The following is an 18,607-nucleotide window of genomic DNA, read 5'->3' as shown; positions in this document are numbered from 1 at the left end:
CCTGTTGTGGTTGGTGTTGGTTGTGGTGGTTTTTAGTGGAAAAATCGTTATGGATTGTCTGGCATGCTGTTGGGGTGTGGGGTAATACTCCGTGTACTGCCTGTGCTTTTGGGTGCTCATCGTGTTGGGTGTTCAGGGGTGTGGTGTTGGTGTGGTGGTTGAGAATTGTATAGTGGACGCGAGCATCTTTGGTTTTTTGTAAGTGTTCAAGAGCGTTCGGTGGATGCCTTGGCATACGGAGCCGATGAAGGACGTTGTAGCCTGCGATAAGCCTCGGGGAGTTGGCAAACGAGCTGTGATCCGGGGGTGTCCGAATGGGGGAACCTGGCTAGAGTTATTTCTAGTTACCAGCATCTGAATGTATAGGGTGTTTGGGGGTAACGCGGGGAAGTGAAACATCTTAGTACCCGCAGGAAAAGATATTCTGTGAGTAGTGGCGAGCGAAAGCGGATGAGGCTAAACCATGCGCGTGTGATAGCTGTCGGGCGTTGCGTGTGTGGTGTTGTTGGGGCCATGTTTGATCCCGCCGATGAGGGGTCGGGTAGTGATAAATGCTGGTGTGTAGACGAATCAGTTGGGAAGCTGGACCGTAGACGGTGAGAGTCCGGTAGTTGGAACATGTCAGTCTGCTTTATGTGGTGCCCGAGTAGCACGGGGCCCGTGAAATCCCGTGTGAATCTGCACAGACCACTGTGTAAGCCTAAATACTCCGTGTGACCGATAGTGGATGAGTACCGTGAGGGAATGGTGAAAAGTACCCCGGGAGGGGAGTGAAATAGTACCTGAAACCGGACGCTTACAATCCGTCAGAGCCTCCTTGGTAGGGGTGATGGCGTGCCTTTTGAAGAATGAGCCTGCGAGTTAGTGGCATGTAGCGAGGTTAACCCGTGTGGGGTAGCCGTAGCGAAAGCGAGTTTTAAAAAGCGATTTTTAGTTGCATGTTCTAGACCCGAAGCGGGGTGATCTACCCATGGGCAGGTTGAAGCACGTGTAAGAGCGTGTGGAGGACCGAACCCACTTCAGTTGAAAATGGAGGGGATGACCTGTGGGTAGGGGTGAAAGGCCAATCAAACTCCGTGATAGCTGGTTCTCCCCGAAATGCATTTAGGTGCAGCGTCGTGTGTTTCTTACCGGAGGTAGAGCGACTGGATGGCCGATGGCCCTTATCGGGGTACTGACGTCAGCCAAACTCCGAATGCCGGTAAGTGAGAGCACGGCAGTGAGACTGCGGGGGATAAGCTTCGTAGTCGAGAGGGAAACAGCCCAGACCGCCGGTTAAGGCCCCTAAGCGTGTGCTAAGTGGGAAAGGATGTGGAGTTGCTGTGACAACCAGGAGGTTGGCTTAGAAGCAGCCACCCTTGAAAGAGTGCGTAATAGCTCACTGGTCAAGTGATTCTGCGCCGACAATGTAGCGGGGCTAAGTACACCGCCGAAACCGCGGCAATAAAACTTTTGTTTTGTTGGGTAGGGGAGCGTCGTACGTGAGGTGAAGCAGCACAAGTGATTGGTTGTGGATTTCGTACGAGTGAGAATGCAGGCATGAGTAGCGAATGACGGGTGAGAATCCCGTCCGCCGAATGACTAAGGGTTCCAGGGCCAGGTTCGTCCGCCCTGGGTTAGTCGGGTCCTAAGGCGAGGCCGACAGGCGTAGTCGATGGGCAACCAGTTGATATTCTGGTACCGGCGAAAAACCGTCAATGTTGAATCATGGGATACTAACCATCCAAACCACCATCTTCTTCCTTCGGGTTGGGGTGTGTGGGGAGCGTGGGACCTGATCGTGTAGTAAGCAAGCGTGTTAACAGGGGTGACGCAGAGTGGTAGCTTCGCGTGGCTAATGGCTTGCCACGTTTAACAGCGCAGCCCGTTCCTCAGGCAAATCCGGGGGACATATAAGGGTGAGGCTGGATGATGACCCATTTATGTGGGGAAGTAGAGTGATCCTGTGCTGTCTAGAAAAGCCTCGACGTTAGGTTTTAGCCGCCCGTACCCTAAACCGACACAGGTAGTCGAGTAGAGAATACTAAGGCGAGCGAGTGAATCGTGGTTAAGGAACTCGGCAAAATGCCCCCGTAACTTCGGAAGAAGGGGGGCCTGATCCCTGAAGCCTTTTAACAGGCTAGGGGTGATGGCCGCAGAAACCAGGGAGAAGCGACTGTTTATCAAAAACACAGGTCCGTGCGAACACGTAAGTGGATGTATACGGACTGACGCCTGCCCGGTGCTGGAAGGTTAAGAGGAACGGTTAGAACATGTAAGTGTTCGAAGCTGTGAATTTAAGCCCCAGTAAACGGCGGTGGTAACTATAACCATCCTAAGGTAGCGAAATTCCTTGTCGGGTAAGTTCCGACCTGCACGAATGGCGTAACGACTTCTCCGCTGTCTCAACCGCGAACTCGGTGAAATTGCATTACGAGTAAAGATGCTCGTTACGCGCAGCAGGACGGAAAGACCCCGGGACCTTTACTATAGCTTGGTATTGGTGTTCGGTACGGCTTGTGTAGGATAGGTGGGAGACTATGAGACAGCCACGCCAGTGGTTGTGGAGTCATTGTTGAAATACCACTCTGGTCGTGCTGGATGTCTAACCTTGGACCATGATCTGGTTCAGGGACAGTGCCTGGTGGGTAGTTTAACTGGGGCGGTTGCCTCCTAAATGGTAACGGAGGCGCTCAAAGGTTCCCTCAGCCTGGTTGGCAATCAGGTGTTGAGTGTAAGTGTACAAGGGAGCTTGACTGTGAGACCGACAGGTCGAGCAGGTACGAAAGTAGGAACTAGTGATCCGGCGGTGGCTTGTGGAAGCGCCGTCGCTCAACGGATAAAAGGTACCCCGGGGATAACAGGCTGATCCTGCCCAAGAGTTCATATCGACGGCATGGTTTGGCACCTCGATGTCGGCTCGTCGCATCCTGGGGCTGGAGTAGGTCCCAAGGGTTGGGCTGTTCGCCCATTAAAGCGGCACGCGAGCTGGGTTCAGAACGTCGTGAGACAGTTCGGTCCCTATCCGCTGCGCGCGTAGGAAACTTGAAAAGGGCTGTCCCTAGTACGAGAGGACCGGGACGGACGAACCTCTGGTGTGCCAGTTGTACCGCCAGGTGCATGGCTGGTTGGCTACGTTCGGAAGGGATAACCGCTGAAAGCATCTAAGCGGGAAGCCTGCTTTGAGATAAGGTTTCCATAAACAATTTGTTTTGTAGGCCCCCTATAGACCATGGGGTTGATAGGCCAGACGTGGAAGCATCGTAAGGTGTGGAGCTGACTGGTACTAATGGCCAACCACTTAACAAAAACATTTTTCGAGTATGTTTCGCGTTCACTATACGATTCCCAACCCCCACACAACAATGGCAGTAGATAATTTAATACAGGATTATTGATCCCAAGATTTTTGACGGTGGTCATAGCGGTAGGGAAACGCCCGGCTCCATTCCGAACCCGGATAGCTAAGCCTTCCAGCGCCGATGGTACTGCACCCGAGGGGGTGTGGGAGAGTAGGACACCGCCGTCATTCAAACATCAATAAAGGGGAGGGCTGGTAAGAAACACTGTTTCCTACCAGCCCTCCCCTTAATCGTTAGTTCGACAGTATTTCCGGTCCGATATTACTGAGTGGAGTCAGTGCGTGCGAAGTCCACAGCCTATAGACTCCCGGACCTTAACCACTGTGAGTAGCCATTCGCCTACGAGTACAACGAGTTCAACCTTTATCATCGCCCACGTACTTTAGTGATTAGCTGCCCAAGTTGATCGGCAAGAAAGCGAACACGCAAGGCTGAACTTATACATCTTTGATGTTCATCAACTAGATTTGCACCCTTCCCGAACGGATGGCTGTCAAGCATACATTTCGTGCCTGCGATGCGTGGTGCAACGGTATAAACCAAGGGTGGGAGGACTCCTATGGAGTCCTCCCACCCTTGCGGTTGTATAAGGGGCAGTTACTGTATTATGCCGCCCAGCTTATCGGTGGTCATTTAGCTTTGGTATTCATGTGCGCGCTGATTTGCGCCACGCATTAAAATTCCCAGCCGGTCATTAGCAATCTCAACGATCTGCGTTAACGACACGACATTTTCTATTTCAGCAGTGTTGCTTAACCGGTGCTGCGCATCAGCCAAAATCGCCTCAATAGAAGCGTCAGTGCTTAAGAATGCAACATACGGCGCGCCGAACTTTTGCCGGTAGGACACGCACAGCTCGTTTAATTGTGCCAACTCTTCCTCACTAGCCGTGCCAAGAGCAAAGGACCCAATCACCTGAGAAGATTCGTCATCCTCATCAGCAGTTACGATCTCATACATATCTGGATAATCGGCAATAAGCGCTGTCTGTTCTTGGGCTTCGCCACGTAACACACCGACCAGCAAAGCATTTCGCAATTCCATGACTGATCCAAATGGTCGAGCCTGCCATGCCTTTTCTAGTGGCCACACTTCTGAATTAAATAAAGATCGGAATGTTTCAACGAACGTAACCTGATCCATTGCATTCACGTCGTCAAGGGACACACCTGAAGCAATCTGATTGTCGGTATTCTTTGACGAGTTCGGCATATGGAAGAACACAAGATTGAGCAAGATTGCGGTAATTGAACCAATTGACATACCCGAGGAGAAGAAAACCTGTGCCCAATGAGGGAACACCTGAGCCACCTCAGGGCGGAAAGTAACCAACATAGCTAATCCCAGGGACGTCGTCACAATTGCTGCGATGCGGAAATCATCAAGATCAGACTTAGCAATTGTCTGTAAACCAACCCATGCCACGTTCGCAAACAAAGCGAGTGAAGCGCCGCCGAGAACCGGAGACGGAATCGATGCGACAATCGCGCCAACCTTCGGTAGTAATCCTACGACGATCATCAGGCCACCAGCGCCAGCAGCAACCCAACGCGACTTGATCCCCGTAAGGCGAACCAGACCAACGTTTTGCGCAAACATTGTGTACGGGAAGGAATTGAGAATACCGCCCAGCGTCGTCGAGGCGCCGTCAGCACGGATCGCGGCCGCAACATCAGCCGAGGTAATCCGCTTGCCAACGATCTCACCAGTCGCGAAAACATCACCGGTCGTTTCTACCATCGTAATGAGCATAACGATGATCATCGAAATAATTGCAGTCAACGAGAACACTGGCCAACCGAAATAGAATGGCGTAGTGACACCCAGCGCGGGTGCGTTAACAACCGCATCGAGCTTCTCAGGCTGAATATGATCCATAACAAGGGCAATAGTAGTTCCACCAACCAACCCGATAAGCACCGAAATCGTGCTCAAGAATCCACGGAAGAAACGCTGAACCAAAACAATAGCAAGTAGCGTTCCAAAACCGTAAGCCAAGTCGCGAACTGCAGGAACACCGTCGGCATAATTAACGAAGTCATTCGCTGAAACGGCCAGCAACGAAGTACCCATAACGAGAAGAACTGTGCCGGTAACGTGGTGTGGGAAGAACCGGAGCAACTTGGCAAAGAATGGTGCTGCGAAGAATGTGAAAAGACCAGCGACGATAATCGAACCGTAAATAACCGGGAGGGACGCTTCGCCGCCAGCGCCGTCAGTAGCCGCCAAACCGATAGCAATAATCGGTGCAACAGCCGTTGTGGTGACGCCCTGAATGATAGGCAGACGTACACCGACCTTATTTGTTACACCTACGCTCTGAATAAGCGTAGCTAAACCGCAAGTGAAGAGATCGGCGTTAATCAAGTGAATCGTCGTCGCCGAGTCTAGGTTCAATGACGAAGCGATTAACAGAGGGACAATGACTGCACCCGCATAGAATGCGAGCAGATGTTGAAGGGACAGCAAGACTAACTTCGGTGCCTTTGGTACGGCGTCCACAGAATTTTTCTGGTTCATGAGAAAAGACTAGCGAGTGAGTAAACAATGAGGCAGTAATTGTTTATTATCTGAAATAAAGAAGCTCAAAATATGAAATGTCCCAGGTTGGCTTATTTTACGCTACGAATCAGGCAACGAACTAGATCCGAATCGAGATTATCAAACAATATGGTTTTCGGATTTTCCCACGCGCTCGCCGAACTTCAGGCATACTTAAACCTAGCCAAAAAAGTAGCGAGAAGAGAAAGACGGTTCGCAGTCAATGATAGATAACGCTAGTAATTCCAAAGGATCTACAGCTTTAACAATTGAAAGCAATGGTATCGACATCATTGCCGAGAATGAACGTACTGCCAAACCCAGCGATCTTTTCTGGCCGTGGTTCGCAGCGAATGTATCAGTTTTTGGTATTTCATACGCCTCGTTCGTCTACGGTTTTGGAGTCTCGTTTATCCAAGCGCTCATAGTGACTGTGATCGGTGTGACAATCTCATTTGGATTGTGTGGGGTGGTAGCTATTGCTGGTAAACGAGGTTCAGCGCCGACTATGGTGCTGTCTCGTGCAGCATTCGGTGTCTATGGCCAGCGGGTTCCAGGCGTGTTTTCGTGGCTGATTTCGATCGGTTGGGAGACGTTTCTTGCCATCATGGCCACATTGGCAACGGCTACTGTACTCGCCCAAATGGGTTGGAGCGGTGGAACGGCTACTAAAATTATCGCTTGTCTAGTCATCGCTGCGATGATCGTTTCGGCGTCAGTAGCTGGCTATCACGTGATTATGAAGGTGCAATCTATATTGACTTGGCTTACTGGAGCGCTGACCATCGTCTATGTTGTCCTTACCTTGCCACAGGTGGACTTTTCTGTAGTTATGGATCGTCCGGCAGGGTCGACGACGGCGGTTATCGGTGCGCTCGTCATGCTGATGACTGGATTCGGATTGGGCTGGATTAATATTGCAGCGGATTGGTCGCGTTATCAATCGCGCGACGCCTCGGCGGCGAAGATTGTTGCATGGAATACGTTCGGTGGAGCGCTCTCCCCAGTTTTGTTGGTGATTGCCGGACTGCTGATCGTGGGGTCAAATCCGGAGTTGGATGCGGGTATTGCTAGTGATCCGATTGGCACGTTGGCAACGATTTTGCCGACGTGGGTGCTGTTGCCGTTCTTGATTACCGCAGTGTTGAGCCTTGTTTCGGGTGCTGTGCTCGGTATTTATTCGTCTGGTCTGACGTTATTGAGCTTGGGCGTGAAGATTCCACGTCCGGCTGCTGCAGGTATTGACGGATTGATTTTGACGTCGGGCACGATTTGGGTTGTGTTTTTTGCCCAAGATTTCTTAGGTCCGTTCCAGTCGTTTTTGATTACGCTGGGTGTGCCGATTGCGTCGTGGGCTGGTTTGATGATTGCCGATATTGCGTTGCGCCGCAAAGAGTATGACGAGAAGGCGTTGTTTGATCCGCAGGGTGTTTATGGCTCGTGGGACTGGACGTCACTGGCAACGATGGTTGTGGCTTCCTTTGTTGGCTGGGGTTTAGTTATTAATAATTTTGCTGAAGAGGCTGCTTGGAATAACTGGCAGGGTTATCTGCTTGGTCCGCTCGGTTTGGGTGGCCGTGATGGTGAATGGGCGTGGGCAAATCTTGGTGTTTTGTTTGCACTCGTGCTCTCGTTTGCTGCCGGTTACGTATTGCGCTCGCGGAAGGTAGCTCGGCAGGAAAATCGTTGAAGTGTGACTCTGGCGATATGAACCTTGAGGATGGTCGGTACGTAATCGTACCGACCATCCTCAAGGTTTAGGTTGTGAAACTTAGCGTGTGAAGAGCTTGGCTATATTTGATGCTTAGGCTAACGAGAGGAACATTTTTTCTAGGTGTTCGTCCTCAACGTCGTGACCATCTTTGTAGCATTTCTTCATTCCTGTAGAAATAACGAGGTAGCCTGCACGATCGATTGCTTTCGCTACCGCGGCTAGTTGCGGGATTATGTCGTGGCAGTCTTGTTCGTTTTCCAGAGCGGCTATCACGGCGTCAAGTTGCCCGCGCGCTCGCTTGAGGCGGGTAATAGCAGGTTTGACGTCTTCGGCGGGTAGTTGCATGAGATTCAGTCCTTTTGTGATGCGCAGGGGTTATGAGCGTGTTGCTTGCCCAAACTTCCATGTGATGTAACCACCGTCGAGGTTCGCACATTCGATCCCGTTGTTGGATAGCAGAGTACATGCAATATGCCCGCGCAATCCGACCTGGCAGTGGACGAGGACTTTCTTTCCATCAAGTTCGGATAGGCGATCGCGAAGTTCGTCGACCGGAATGTTGATGGCGTTGGGAATGCTCCCACGATCGTATTCACTTGGTGTTCGCACATCGACAAGGGTCCAACCTTCTTGGAGTGTGGTATCGAGTTCATGCCACTGGACGGTTCGTTCTCCACGAATTATGTTGTCGTTAATAAAGCCGAGCATATTGATGGGATCTTTTGCTGAGCCAAACTGTGGGGCGTAAGCCAATTCGAGATCAGCAAGGTCGCTCGCTTTCAGGCGTGCACGCATAGCGGTGGCGATGATGTCGATGCGTTTATCGACGCCGTCGTGGCCAATCGCTTGTGCGCCGAGGATTGAATCATCTTCGGCGTCCACGATGAGCTTAAGGTTCAAACTGGTTGCGCCCGGGTAGTAGCCGGCGTGATTGGCTGGATGGGAGTGGATGACTCGAACGTTTTTGTCTTCAGCGCGTGCCCGGCGTTCGTTCCATCCGGTGGTGGCGATTGCTAAGCCGAAGAGCCCAATAATTGCGGTTCCGAGAACTGGTTGTGCTTCAGTGTTGCGGCCGGTGATGATGTCGGCGACGAGGCGACCGTGGCGGTTGGCGGTTTGGGCCAGCGGAACCATTGTTGCGGTGCCGGAGATTGCATCAGTTTTCTGTGCCGCATCGCCAAGCGCGAAAATAGCCGGATCTGAGGTTTGCTGGCGGCTATTGACGACGATGCCGCCGTGTTCATTGAGCTCAAGACCGGCTTGCTGGGCGAGGTCAGAAGCGGGTTGGACGCCGAGTGCTGCGATGATGGTATCGGCCGGAATTTTACGTTCACCTGCGTGCACAACACCATCTTCAATGGCAGTGACTTGGGTGTTGGACAGAATAGTGACGCCGCTCTTCTCCAGGTGCGCAGTGACAATTGCTGCCATTTCGGCGTCGAGCGGAGCCATGATATGCGGTGCGCGTTCGACGATGGTGACGTCGATTCCTTGTTTGATAAGGTTTTCGGCTAGTTCAAGCCCAATGAATCCACCGCCAATGACTACTGCTTTTTTCGCCTCGGTTGTGCTGATTGTGTGGACGATACGATCGGTATCTTCGACGGTACGTAATGTGAATGCTTTGTCAATGCCTGGGATTGGTGGAGTTAGCGGACGTGCACCAGGGGATAGGACGAGGTTGTCATAGTTGAGCTCGTAGGTTCCTTCTGGTCCATCAACGGTGACTGTTTTCTCTGCTCGGTTGATGTGTGTAGCGGTGGAGCCGGTTCGCACATCAAGATTGAAGCGAGCCTTGAGAGATTGTGGTGTCTGCAAGAGAAGGTTTGATCTCTTAGTAATTTCCCCGCCGATAAAGTAGGGCAATCCACAGTTTGCAAACGATACATACCCGGAGGATTCGAGGACGATGATATTCATGTTTTCATCATTGCGCCGAAGCCGAGTGGCAGTAGACATTCCACCGGCGACACCGCCGATAATGACCGTAGTAGACATTATTTTCCTTGCGTTGTGGGGTTATTTATTACTAAAGCCAAGAAAGCTTAGCTGAAGAGTGAACGGAAGAAGCCGCCACCTTTTGCTTGGGCTTTTTGTTCTTCGGTGCAAGTGCACCACTGGCTAGCCGGCACCTTTGCTTTAACGGACGCAACATGTTGGCCACAGCCGCCCCAGGTTGTTTTTCCACAGTTTTTGCAGGTCACTGGATAACACATCGTAGTCTCCTTTGGTTATTGCTACGGGTGTAGCTACGATAATTTCACTATACCCCTGGGGGTATATGCTGGCAAGTGGCTACAGCTAGTTGCGCACCGGTTTCTAGCGCACGGTGACGACGACGTTGTGTGCGTTGGCTGCAGCTGCTGGCACGACCATCTTTCCGAATGGGAAGCATGAAACTGGAATTAGCTTGATGTGTGCGATAGCGAGTGGGATTCCGATAATCGTTAAAGTCAGCAGGGCTGCACTCACCAAGTGTCCGATTGAGTGCCAAAGCCCGCCAATGAGAAACCGCACGACGTTCATCAATGTTGAGCCAACGCCAGCTTGTGGTTTTCGCACAACGCTTTGCCCGAAAGGCCAGATGATAAATCCAGCAATGCGAAGTAATGCGATGCTCATCGGTAAAGTCACGATAAAAATCGCCGCTACGACGCCTGCAAGAATGTACCCCAAGAACATGGCAAAACCGCCGAATATCAGCCAAATAAAATTCAAAAGAGTTTTCATGAGCTTATTGTATGTATTGGCTCCGACATCTCTGAGTGAATGGAGAAACTGCGGGCACTATGACCTAGCAGAAGTGGTCGAAACAGAAGTAGACTAGGGGTAGTGCGCGCTCGCGCATCATAAAGTGTTACCGATCATGGAAGTAAAACACATATGACTTACAAACTCGTTCTCGTCCGTCACGGCGAAAGTGAATGGAATGCCAAGAACCTCTTCACCGGTTGGGTTGATGTCCCACTCTCGGAGAAGGGAACTGAAGAGGCAAAGCGTGCAGGTAAGCTTCTCAAGGATGCTAACGTGCTACCAGATCTTCTGTTCACTTCCTTGCTTCGTCGCGCAATTATGACCGCAAATCTTTCTCTCGATGCCGCTGATCGTCACTGGATTCCAGTCAAGCGCAACTGGCGTCTCAATGAGCGTCACTACGGCGCTCTACAGGGTAAGAACAAGAAGGAAATTCGTGATGAGTACGGTGAGGAACTGTTCATGCAGTGGCGCCGTTCTTACGATGTTCCACCACCGGCAATCGAAGCTGGCTCGGAGTTCTCCCAGGATTCCGATCCGCGCTACGCTGGTGAACCAATTCCAGCGACCGAGTGCTTGAAGGATGTTCTTGAGCGTCTGCTTCCATACTGGGAAGGTGAGATTGTTCCAGAGCTTAAGTCTGGTAAGACTGTCATGATTGCCGCACACGGTAACTCGTTGCGTGCAATTGTTAAGCATCTCGACGGCATCTCCGATGATGAAATCTCGGGTTTGAACATCCCAACCGCTATTCCGCTCTACTACGAATTGGATGAGGAAACACTCAAGCCAGTAACCAAGGGTGGTACCTACCTCGATCCAGAAGCTGCCAAGGCTGCAATCGAAGCTGTTGCAAACCAGGGCAAGTAACCTGTTGAGGTTAGCTCACTAGAGCATGTTTTTGTGTGGGGAGTGCGTGTATTGACGCACTCCCCACACTCGCACTAGAACGTCATGCGATGTACTCGTCACGCCATTAGCGTAGGGCCTGACGGGAGCGTGCCTATGTTTGGTAGAATATGGTTATTCATTGTTCGCGGAGATAGAGAGACACCATATGAGCTTCAAAGTCGGAGAGACGGTCGTTTACCCACATCACGGGGCTGCGTACATTGAAGACATTTCAGAAAAGATGATGCGTGGCGAAAAACGCCTATATCTTACCTTACGTATTATTCAAGGTGATATGGTCATTCAGGTTCCAGCAGATTCTATTGAACAAGTAGGCCTCCGCGATGTCTCTAATGATGAGCAGCTCGAGCAAGTTTTTGCTGTGTTGCGTGAAGAAAATGTTGAAGAACCAGCTAATTGGTCTCGTCGTTATAAAGCGAACGGCGAGAAGCTAACATCAGGGGACGTCAAGAAGGTTGCTGAAGTTGTTCGAGATTTGACTCGACGAAACAGTGATCGTGGCCTATCTGCCGGTGAAAAGCGTATGCTTGCGCAAGCACATGCCATTCTTGGATCTGAAGTAGCACTTGGCCGCGGCATCAGCGATGATGAAGCAGCTTCGCTACTTAATGAGATCTTGGGTGAGTTCGTACTCTCTCCAGATACCTCAGATAGCGCAGAGTCACCACAGTCCGCTGAGTCAGCTGAGTAAATAGTTTTGTGATGGTGGGTCGTACCGATAGGTGCGGCCCACTTGCATAGATAAGAGTGGGAAATGAAGTGGAGTGCAGTTATTGCCGCGGCCGGTTCCGGCTCGCGCCTAGGAGCTCAACAACCGAAAGCTCTCGTTGAGCTTGGTGGAAGAGCGCTTATTGTGCATGCTGTAACAAGCATGCAGGATGCCGGAGTTTCGGATTGTATCGTCACCGCACCAGCTGGCCATATCGCTCAATTTCAGCAAGTTTTTGAGGACGCCGGCTTACGTGTCACACTCGTTCCAGGTGGTGCAACTCGACAAGAATCTGTAGCACTCGGACTAGCACATGTTCAAACACCAGCCGTGTTAGTGCACGATGCAGCACGATGTCTCACCCCAGTGGCTATGATTCAACGAGTGCAGCAAGCTATCGAAAGCGGCTCGCGCAGTGCGATACCTGCCCTCCCGGTTGTCGATACGATCAAACGTGTTTCAGCCCGCAGTACCGTCAGCGAAACTTTGCAACGAAACGAATTGCGGGCGGTTCAAACCCCGCAAGGCTTCCTCACTGAAACATTACGGCAAGCACATGAATTCGGCGCCCAACTCAGCGCATCGGAAGCCAGCGCCGCTCCCGACGATGCTGCGCTCGTTGAACTAATGGGGATCGACGTCGTTGTCGTCGACGGCGAACCAGAAGCGTTGAAAATTACCACACCGTTTGATCTTGTTGTTGCCCAACAACTATATGCTCAGCGAACGACGTCGGAAAGGACTAACTGATGGTTAGCGATATGCGAGTAGGCACGGCAGTTGATATTCATGCCTTCTCCTCCGATCCAGAACGTAAACTTTTCCTAGCTTGCTTGGAATGGCCAGGTGAACAAGGACTCGAAGGGCATTCTGATGCTGACGTCGTTGCTCACGCTGGCGCTGATGCGCTCCTGATCGCCAGTGGAATTGGAGAATTAGGCACTGTTTTTGGTGTCGACCAACCACAATGGGCAGGTGCATCTGGAAAATCTCTCTTGGCCGAAGCGGTGCGGCTTGTCGGTGAAGCTGGATGGACAATTATGAACGTCAGTGTCCAACTTTTAGGCCAAAAACCGCGATTCGCACCACGTAAAGTAGATGCTGAGGAAGCGATGACCGTCGTCGTTGGTGCGCCAGTTTCGGTATCGGCGTCGACCTCAGACCATCTCGGATTTGTCGGGCGTAAAGAGGGACTGGCCGCGATTGCTACTGCGTTGGTTGTGCGCGACTAAAAAACGACACATTAAAACGATAAATGAAAGGGTGTTGAGCAGTTGCCAGCACCCTTTCGTGTCAATGGCTGCGATTGAAGCAGCACACTGTTCTAGATTATGAGTCTAGGCCGCGCTGGCGACGCTTAGCGTGACGTGCGACTGGGATGAAGGAAATCAAACCAACAATCAACACAGCGCTAATTCCCAAAATGCCGAAGTAAGCGGCATCTTGACGGGCGATGTCGAGGTACCAGGCTCCAGCCGAAATCGCACTCGCATAGAGCAGTGGTGCAATCGGTGAAGCTGCACGTCCGGTGGTGGCATATAGCCCGAAGATTTCTGCCTCCTCACCTTCTGGTGCCAAACGAGTCAAATAGGTGCGTGAGGCGGACTGTGTTGGGCCAACGAAAACCGTCAGTGCTAATCCGAAAATCCAGTAGATGTCGTGGCCAGAAATGCCAAATATTCCGTCATGGAATAGGAAAACGCCGGTGCCTAATAGCACCATAGAGCCAACCGAGAAAATGATGACTTTTGCGGCGCCAATTCGATCTTCAAGCCAACCAAATCCGATGGTGAAAATGCCGGCTACGACGTTAGCGGAAATTCCAAATAGAATAACTTCTGACGTCGAAAAGCCGAAGGCGACGCCGGCAATGATAGCGCCAAAAGAGAACACGCCAGCTAGACCATCGCGGTAGATAGCCGATGAGACTAAGAACCACAAGACGATGCGGTCGTTACGCCAGAGGTCAGCAATCGAGCGGAATAGTTCGCGGTAGGCTTCGAAGAATCCTTCCACTGCAGAGTCTTCAGCTTTTGGTTTGTTCTTCAACGTCAGTAGTAATGGAAGAGAGAATCCGGCAAACCATAATCCAGCAAGAAGCATGGAAACGCGAACGTTGAGACCATCTTGGCTGGTGACGCCGAAGAGTCCGACGTCGGGATTGATGAAACCGAAGAATAAGATCAGTAGCAAAACGATACCGCCGAGGTATCCTAATCCCCAGCCGAATCCGGAGATTCGGCCGTAGTTTTCGCGTTCGGTGAGATCGGCGAGCAGGGAGTTGTAGACGACTGAACCGGTCTCGAACAAGATGTTTCCGGTTGCCACGAGCGCGAGGCCAAGGGTGAGGTATTGCTGTTCGGGGCGAACGAAGAACAGTAACCCGATGATGCTTGCTGTTCCAAGCGTTGTGATTGCGAGGACGGTGGCGCGTTTGCCAGATCGGTCAACCGCTTGGCCGAGCGCGGGGGCGATCAGTGCGATGACTATCCCAGCAATCCCCAAAGCCCATCCGAGGTTTGCATTAGCTTGGTCTCCGAAAAAATCCGGGTTGGAAATATAAACTGCGAAGATGAACGTGGTGACAATTGCGTTGAACGCGGCTGATCCCCAGTCCCATAAACCCCAGTAAATGATGGCCTTGTTAAACAGGCTTGCTTTTTCCGGCACGTCGTTAGAAGGGTCGATCTGAGTCGGAAAAGGGAGCGCATCGTTGCTGGGGAGCGACGTTGGTTCTAGTTTCATGCTTTTAATCTATCGCTATTTAGTCAGTCGTAGGTGAATTTCCCGTGGGGTCACGGGTGTGATTCATTGCATTCTGAAGAATATTTATCGATATTCGACTTAATAGCGTAGCCGGTTACCGTCAGTTGCGGATAAAAGGTGTTTTCCACGGGCAGCCACGTGCGCGCAAGATATGTGGGACTTTCCGTGTAAAATTGAACCATGGCACTACATATTTATGACTCAGCAACGCGCTCGATGCGCGAGTTCACTTCCCTGCTCCCGGGCAAAGTTGGTATTTATCTTTGTGGTGCCACGGTTCAGGGGTCGCCGCATATTGGTCATATGCGCTCAGCATTGGCGTTCGACGTCCTGGTACGGTGGCTGCGTCGTCGTGGATTTGAGACGACGATGGTACGTAACGTTACCGATATCGATGACAAGATCTTGGCGAAATCCGCTGAAGCTGGTCGCGAGTTCTGGGCTCACGCATATATTTACGAAAATGAATTTACCAAGGCTTACGATGCGCTTGGCGTATTACGGCCAACGTATGAGCCACGCGCAACTGGCCACATTCCAGAGATGATCGCTTTTATTGAACGATTGATTGATCAAGGTCATGCCTATCCTGGAGATTCAGGTAACGTCTATTTCGATGTTGCATCCTTGCCTGACTATGGCTCGCTTACCCGCCAAACGCTAGATGATTTTTCTGACGACGATGTCGAACCTGACAAACGCAACCCGCGTGACTTTGCCTTGTGGAAGGCTGAGAAGCCAGGGGAGCCGGGAACGGCCGCTTGGGATACCCCGTGGGGAAGAGGCCGGCCGGGTTGGCATTTGGAATGTTCAGCTATGGCCGGAAAGTACTTGGGTGAAGAATTTGATATTCACGCAGGCGGAATTGATTTACGATTCCCGCACCACGAGAACGAACAGGCACAATCTCATGGTGCCGGCTACGGCTTTGCGCAGTATTGGATGCATAACGCTTGGGTTACTATCGACGGCGAGAAGATGAGTAAATCATTAGGTAACTCGTTGATCGTTGCCAATATTCTTGCTGAGCACCCCGCTGTAATAGTGCGTTTGGCTTTGGGGACTGTTCATTATCGGTCTACTGTCGCTTATTCGGAGCGCACGTTGGCGGAAGCCGGTGCGGTGTGGGATCGACTTGCCGGATTCGTGCAACGCTCAGTCGATGCTGTCGGTGAAGTGCCAGCAGACGAGGTGGCCTCGCTGCCGTTATCGCAGATTCCTGCAGAATTCGTTGCTGCTATGGATGATGATCTCAATGTTTCAGTGGCGCTCGCGGTTATTCATGAACATGTTACAGCTGGAAATAATGCTTTGGTGGCTGAAGAAGACGTCGACATTCGACGCGAACAGCTCCTTGTTCGTGTTATGCTCGACGTTCTTGGTTTGGATCCGTGTGCATCACCGTGGCGCGATGAGTCAGCAGTAGGATCGAATTATCACGATGCGCTGGATGCACTTGTGCATACAATTCTTGATGAACGGGCAGCTGCCCGGGCAGCGAAAGATTGGGTACGAGCAGATTCTTTGAGAGATGCTCTGCTAGCTGCAGGAATCCACGTCGAGGATTCGGCGTCAGGAGCGCGCTGGAAGATCGGAGAAAAGTAATGGCAGGTCACTTTGGGCGCCCGGGAGCAATCCGCAAGGGTCCGAAAAAAGGGACAAAAGTAGGTTCGGGCGGGCAACGCCGGCGCGGTCTTGAAGGTAAAGGACCAACTCCAAAAGCCGAAGATCGCACCTATCATCCAGCGTATAAGAAGAAGGTGGCACGAGAGGCCGCTGCAGAAAAAGCTGCCGGTCCTAAGCTACGCGGTCACTTGCATACCCCGGAAGGGTACGAGCTAGTTAGTGGTCGTAACCCGGTTGTGGAGATTGTTTCGTCAGGCATCCCGTTTTCTCGAGTGTTTGTTGTTGGGTCACTTGCTAACGATGAGCGAGTAGCAACTGTTTTGCGTGCAGCGACTGAATCTGGTGCAGATCTGATCGAAGTGACTCGCCAAGAACTCGACAAAATGACCGAAGGTCAAGTTCACCAAGGTATTGCTCTTGAAGTTCCGCCATATGAATACGTAGATCTTGATGAGTTGATCGTTCGTGGCCGAGACCATGTGGAACCAGGGCTCATAGTGGCTCTTGATTCGGTAACCGATCCGCACAACCTCGGGGCCGCAATGCGGTCGGCGTCGGCATTTCGGGCGGATGGTGTGCTGATTCCCGAGCGTCGAAGCGCAGGAGTTAACGCCACAGTCTGGAAAGTTTCTGCGGGTGCGGCTGCTCGAGTTCCAGTAGCTCGCGAAACTAACTTAGTGCGTGCACTTGAAGAGCTTAAAGAAGAGGGCTACTTTGTCATCGGCCTTGATGGTGGTGGGCAAGAATCTGTTGATACGTTAGATATGGCAGACGTCCCTCTGGTTGTTGTCACTGGTTCTGAAGGCAAGGGGCTATCTCGTCTTGTGCGTGAGACATGCGATGTGATCGCATCAATTCCGATTGCATCTGACATGGAGTCGCTCAATGCAGCCGTTGCGACAGGAATCGCACTATATCAACTTGATGTTAATCGACGGAAATTTCATCAGAAGAAGGCATAATCATGACATCATGGAGATCAGTTCGCGGGCACATCGATATTTTTGACCCGCAGCTTACTACTGTCGAACGGATAGCTGAGTTTTTTGCCGACCAGCAAATTTTGGGACGTGGGCAAGCTGTAGACGGCGGCTACGAATTTGAAGTTGCGATTAGCGGTCGACGTCGACGAGTAGCGATGCTTGATGACGCAGGCACGGTCATCCGTGGGCTTAGCGTTAGTGATCTCTTAGTGGAAATGCAAGAAAAGCTTCGTAAAGTTGCAGTAGAACTTGATGGTGAAGTCGTCCATGGTCCCCTTGATATCGGGGCCGTCGACGTCGAGGCCGATATCGACGATGATCCTGCAGAACAGGATAATGAAAATCAGGATCTAGATTTCGGTGTCTTTGGTGCGAAGTTCCCAGAATTTGATGAAGGTCCGATGATGTTGCTGACCGATATGGCGATATCGGAAGTTCCATCGATGGCCAGTGCGCAGCAAGCTCCGATCATGGTTTCTAAATTAGGAAACCTGAGGGTCTTGACATCGGAATACTCGTTAGCAAGCTACCGGAAGGTATTTCCACGGCCAAATTATGTCATGGCATTCGCAGTAAACATCCATGGCCAATTCCATCCCACCTTATTGGTGCGTCGCGACAATGTGCGTTTAGTGTGGGATTGGACAGGCGAGTTGCCTATTTTTAGGTGGATTGAAGATGGCTCAATTGCTCATGAGTTCGTCACCGACGAACTCGGTGCCGGTGCAATAGCACGGTTAGCCACTGCAGACATTGTCAACGTCACGTTCCACGATATGCGCCGTGCGCTACTTGTCGAGCCGCAGGCGGCTGTACGCACGCTTGTGCGCGTCTTAGGGTTACCGCGCGAACTAGCCGATGCGCTCAACAGCGAGGGGAGTTTGTCAAATATTCCTGCTGCGAAGCTAATATCGCCAACAGACTGGTCCTTTGAAGATGTCCTGGCGTGGGAGTTAGCTGGTGAAGGCATATTGGAACCGTCGATGATGAAAGTGCTGAGCACCATTTATTTGGATCGGCCGTGGCTAGTCGCTATTGGTTCTGCGGCTCAGTCAGCACTTGCCGGGGCGTTAATCGCAACCGCGTTCCATCGCCAGCGCCGAGGAATCGGTGGAAGAACCCTCGGCGTTATCGGAGCTGGGGTATTAGTGAGTGCCTTCACCCGAATCGGTACTACAACGTACGTTCGAGATATTCTCGATCGGAAACAGCCAGATATTGAAACATGGCGTAACATGCGAAACTGGCAAGGTTAGGAATA

13 protein-coding genes and 2 rRNA genes are annotated in these 18,607 nt (G+C 51.5%); 10 read left to right on the top strand and 5 right to left on the bottom strand.

The features are described 5' to 3' along the window. Positions 1-196: 196 nt before the first annotated feature. Positions 197-3,289: ribosomal RNA gene (locus JTE88_RS08235) — 23S ribosomal RNA — on the top strand. Positions 3,290-3,390: 101 nt separating this feature from the next. Next, positions 3,391-3,508 (top strand): 5S ribosomal RNA (gene rrf, locus JTE88_RS08230). A 466-nt stretch (positions 3,509-3,974) separates the two neighbouring features. Here rrf and JTE88_RS08225 read toward each other — a convergent pair. Next, positions 3,975-5,861, bottom strand: coding sequence for a solute carrier family 23 protein (locus JTE88_RS08225; RefSeq protein WP_204424247.1), 1,887 nt, complete (start codon positions 5,859-5,861; stop codon positions 3,975-3,977). A 244-nt stretch (positions 5,862-6,105) separates the two neighbouring features. On the opposite strand from JTE88_RS08225, the gene JTE88_RS08220 reads away from it, so the two are divergent. Continuing rightward, complete coding sequence (locus tag JTE88_RS08220) at positions 6,106-7,572, top strand: purine-cytosine permease family protein (protein ID WP_204424245.1); 1,467 nt, start codon at positions 6,106-6,108, stop codon at positions 7,570-7,572. Between the two features lie 114 nt (positions 7,573-7,686). Here the strand turns inward: JTE88_RS08220 and JTE88_RS08215 are convergent, their stop codons facing one another. The 3 genes from JTE88_RS08215 to JTE88_RS08205 form a co-directional block, all read right to left on the bottom strand. Next, complete coding sequence (locus tag JTE88_RS08215; RefSeq protein WP_204424244.1) at positions 7,687-7,941, bottom strand: metal-sensitive transcriptional regulator; 255 nt, start codon at positions 7,939-7,941, stop codon at positions 7,687-7,689. Between the two features lie 30 nt (positions 7,942-7,971). Further along, positions 7,972-9,594: an FAD-dependent oxidoreductase gene (locus JTE88_RS08210; protein WP_204424243.1), complete on the bottom strand. Its 1,623-nt coding sequence runs from the start codon at positions 9,592-9,594 to the stop codon at positions 7,972-7,974. 321 nt (positions 9,595-9,915) lie between these two features. After that, positions 9,916-10,326, bottom strand: coding sequence for a YccF domain-containing protein (locus tag JTE88_RS08205; RefSeq protein WP_204424242.1), 411 nt, complete (start codon positions 10,324-10,326; stop codon positions 9,916-9,918). A gap of 153 nt (positions 10,327-10,479) precedes the next feature. Here JTE88_RS08205 and JTE88_RS08200 point away from each other — a divergent pair, with 153 nt between their 5' ends. The 4 genes from JTE88_RS08200 to ispF all read left to right on the top strand — a co-directional run bounded on the left by JTE88_RS08200 (position 10,480) and on the right by ispF (position 13,203). Then, complete coding sequence (locus JTE88_RS08200; RefSeq protein WP_204424241.1) at positions 10,480-11,220, top strand: phosphoglyceromutase; 741 nt, start codon at positions 10,480-10,482, stop codon at positions 11,218-11,220. Positions 11,221-11,407: 187 nt separating this feature from the next. After that, complete coding sequence (locus JTE88_RS08195) at positions 11,408-11,953, top strand: CarD family transcriptional regulator (protein WP_204424240.1); 546 nt, start codon at positions 11,408-11,410, stop codon at positions 11,951-11,953. Between the two features lie 63 nt (positions 11,954-12,016). Then, the gene (gene ispD / locus JTE88_RS08190; RefSeq protein WP_204424239.1) at positions 12,017-12,721 is read left to right on the top strand and encodes a 2-C-methyl-D-erythritol 4-phosphate cytidylyltransferase; all 705 of its coding nucleotides are present in this window, start codon (positions 12,017-12,019) and stop codon (positions 12,719-12,721) included. Next, the gene (gene ispF / locus JTE88_RS08185) at positions 12,721-13,203 is read left to right on the top strand and encodes a 2-C-methyl-D-erythritol 2,4-cyclodiphosphate synthase (protein ID WP_204424237.1); all 483 of its coding nucleotides are present in this window, start codon (positions 12,721-12,723) and stop codon (positions 13,201-13,203) included. The genes ispD and ispF overlap by 1 nt, the downstream gene beginning before the upstream one ends. A gap of 97 nt (positions 13,204-13,300) precedes the next feature. Here the strand turns inward: ispF and JTE88_RS08180 are convergent, their stop codons facing one another. Then, complete coding sequence (locus tag JTE88_RS08180) at positions 13,301-14,716, bottom strand: MFS transporter (protein WP_204424235.1); 1,416 nt, start codon at positions 14,714-14,716, stop codon at positions 13,301-13,303. Between the two features lie 201 nt (positions 14,717-14,917). Between JTE88_RS08180 and cysS the strand changes: the two genes are divergently transcribed. The 3 genes from cysS to JTE88_RS08165 are packed head-to-tail and all read left to right on the top strand — an operon-like array spanning position 14,918 to position 18,602. Beyond that, the gene (cysS, locus tag JTE88_RS08175) at positions 14,918-16,342 is read left to right on the top strand and encodes a cysteine--tRNA ligase (protein WP_204424233.1); all 1,425 of its coding nucleotides are present in this window, start codon (positions 14,918-14,920) and stop codon (positions 16,340-16,342) included. Then, positions 16,342-17,325 (top strand): 23S rRNA (guanosine(2251)-2'-O)-methyltransferase RlmB, encoded by a 984-nt coding sequence (gene rlmB, locus JTE88_RS08170; protein ID WP_204424232.1) that lies wholly within the window; start codon positions 16,342-16,344, stop codon positions 17,323-17,325. Before cysS ends, rlmB begins: the two co-directional genes overlap by 1 nt. Positions 17,326-17,327: 2 nt before the next feature. Then, a complete protein-coding gene (locus JTE88_RS08165; protein ID WP_204424231.1) occupies positions 17,328-18,602 on the top strand; it encodes a hypothetical protein in 1,275 nt (424 codons plus the stop codon). Positions 18,603-18,607: the final 5 nt, after the last annotated feature.

It is taken from the genome of Arcanobacterium phocisimile (genome assembly GCF_016904675.1).
GTDB lineage: Bacteria > Actinomycetota > Actinomycetes > Actinomycetales > Actinomycetaceae > Arcanobacterium > Arcanobacterium phocisimile.
The sequence above is the reverse complement of the archived record's forward strand: the minus strand, read 5'-3'. Positions and strand labels throughout refer to the sequence as shown.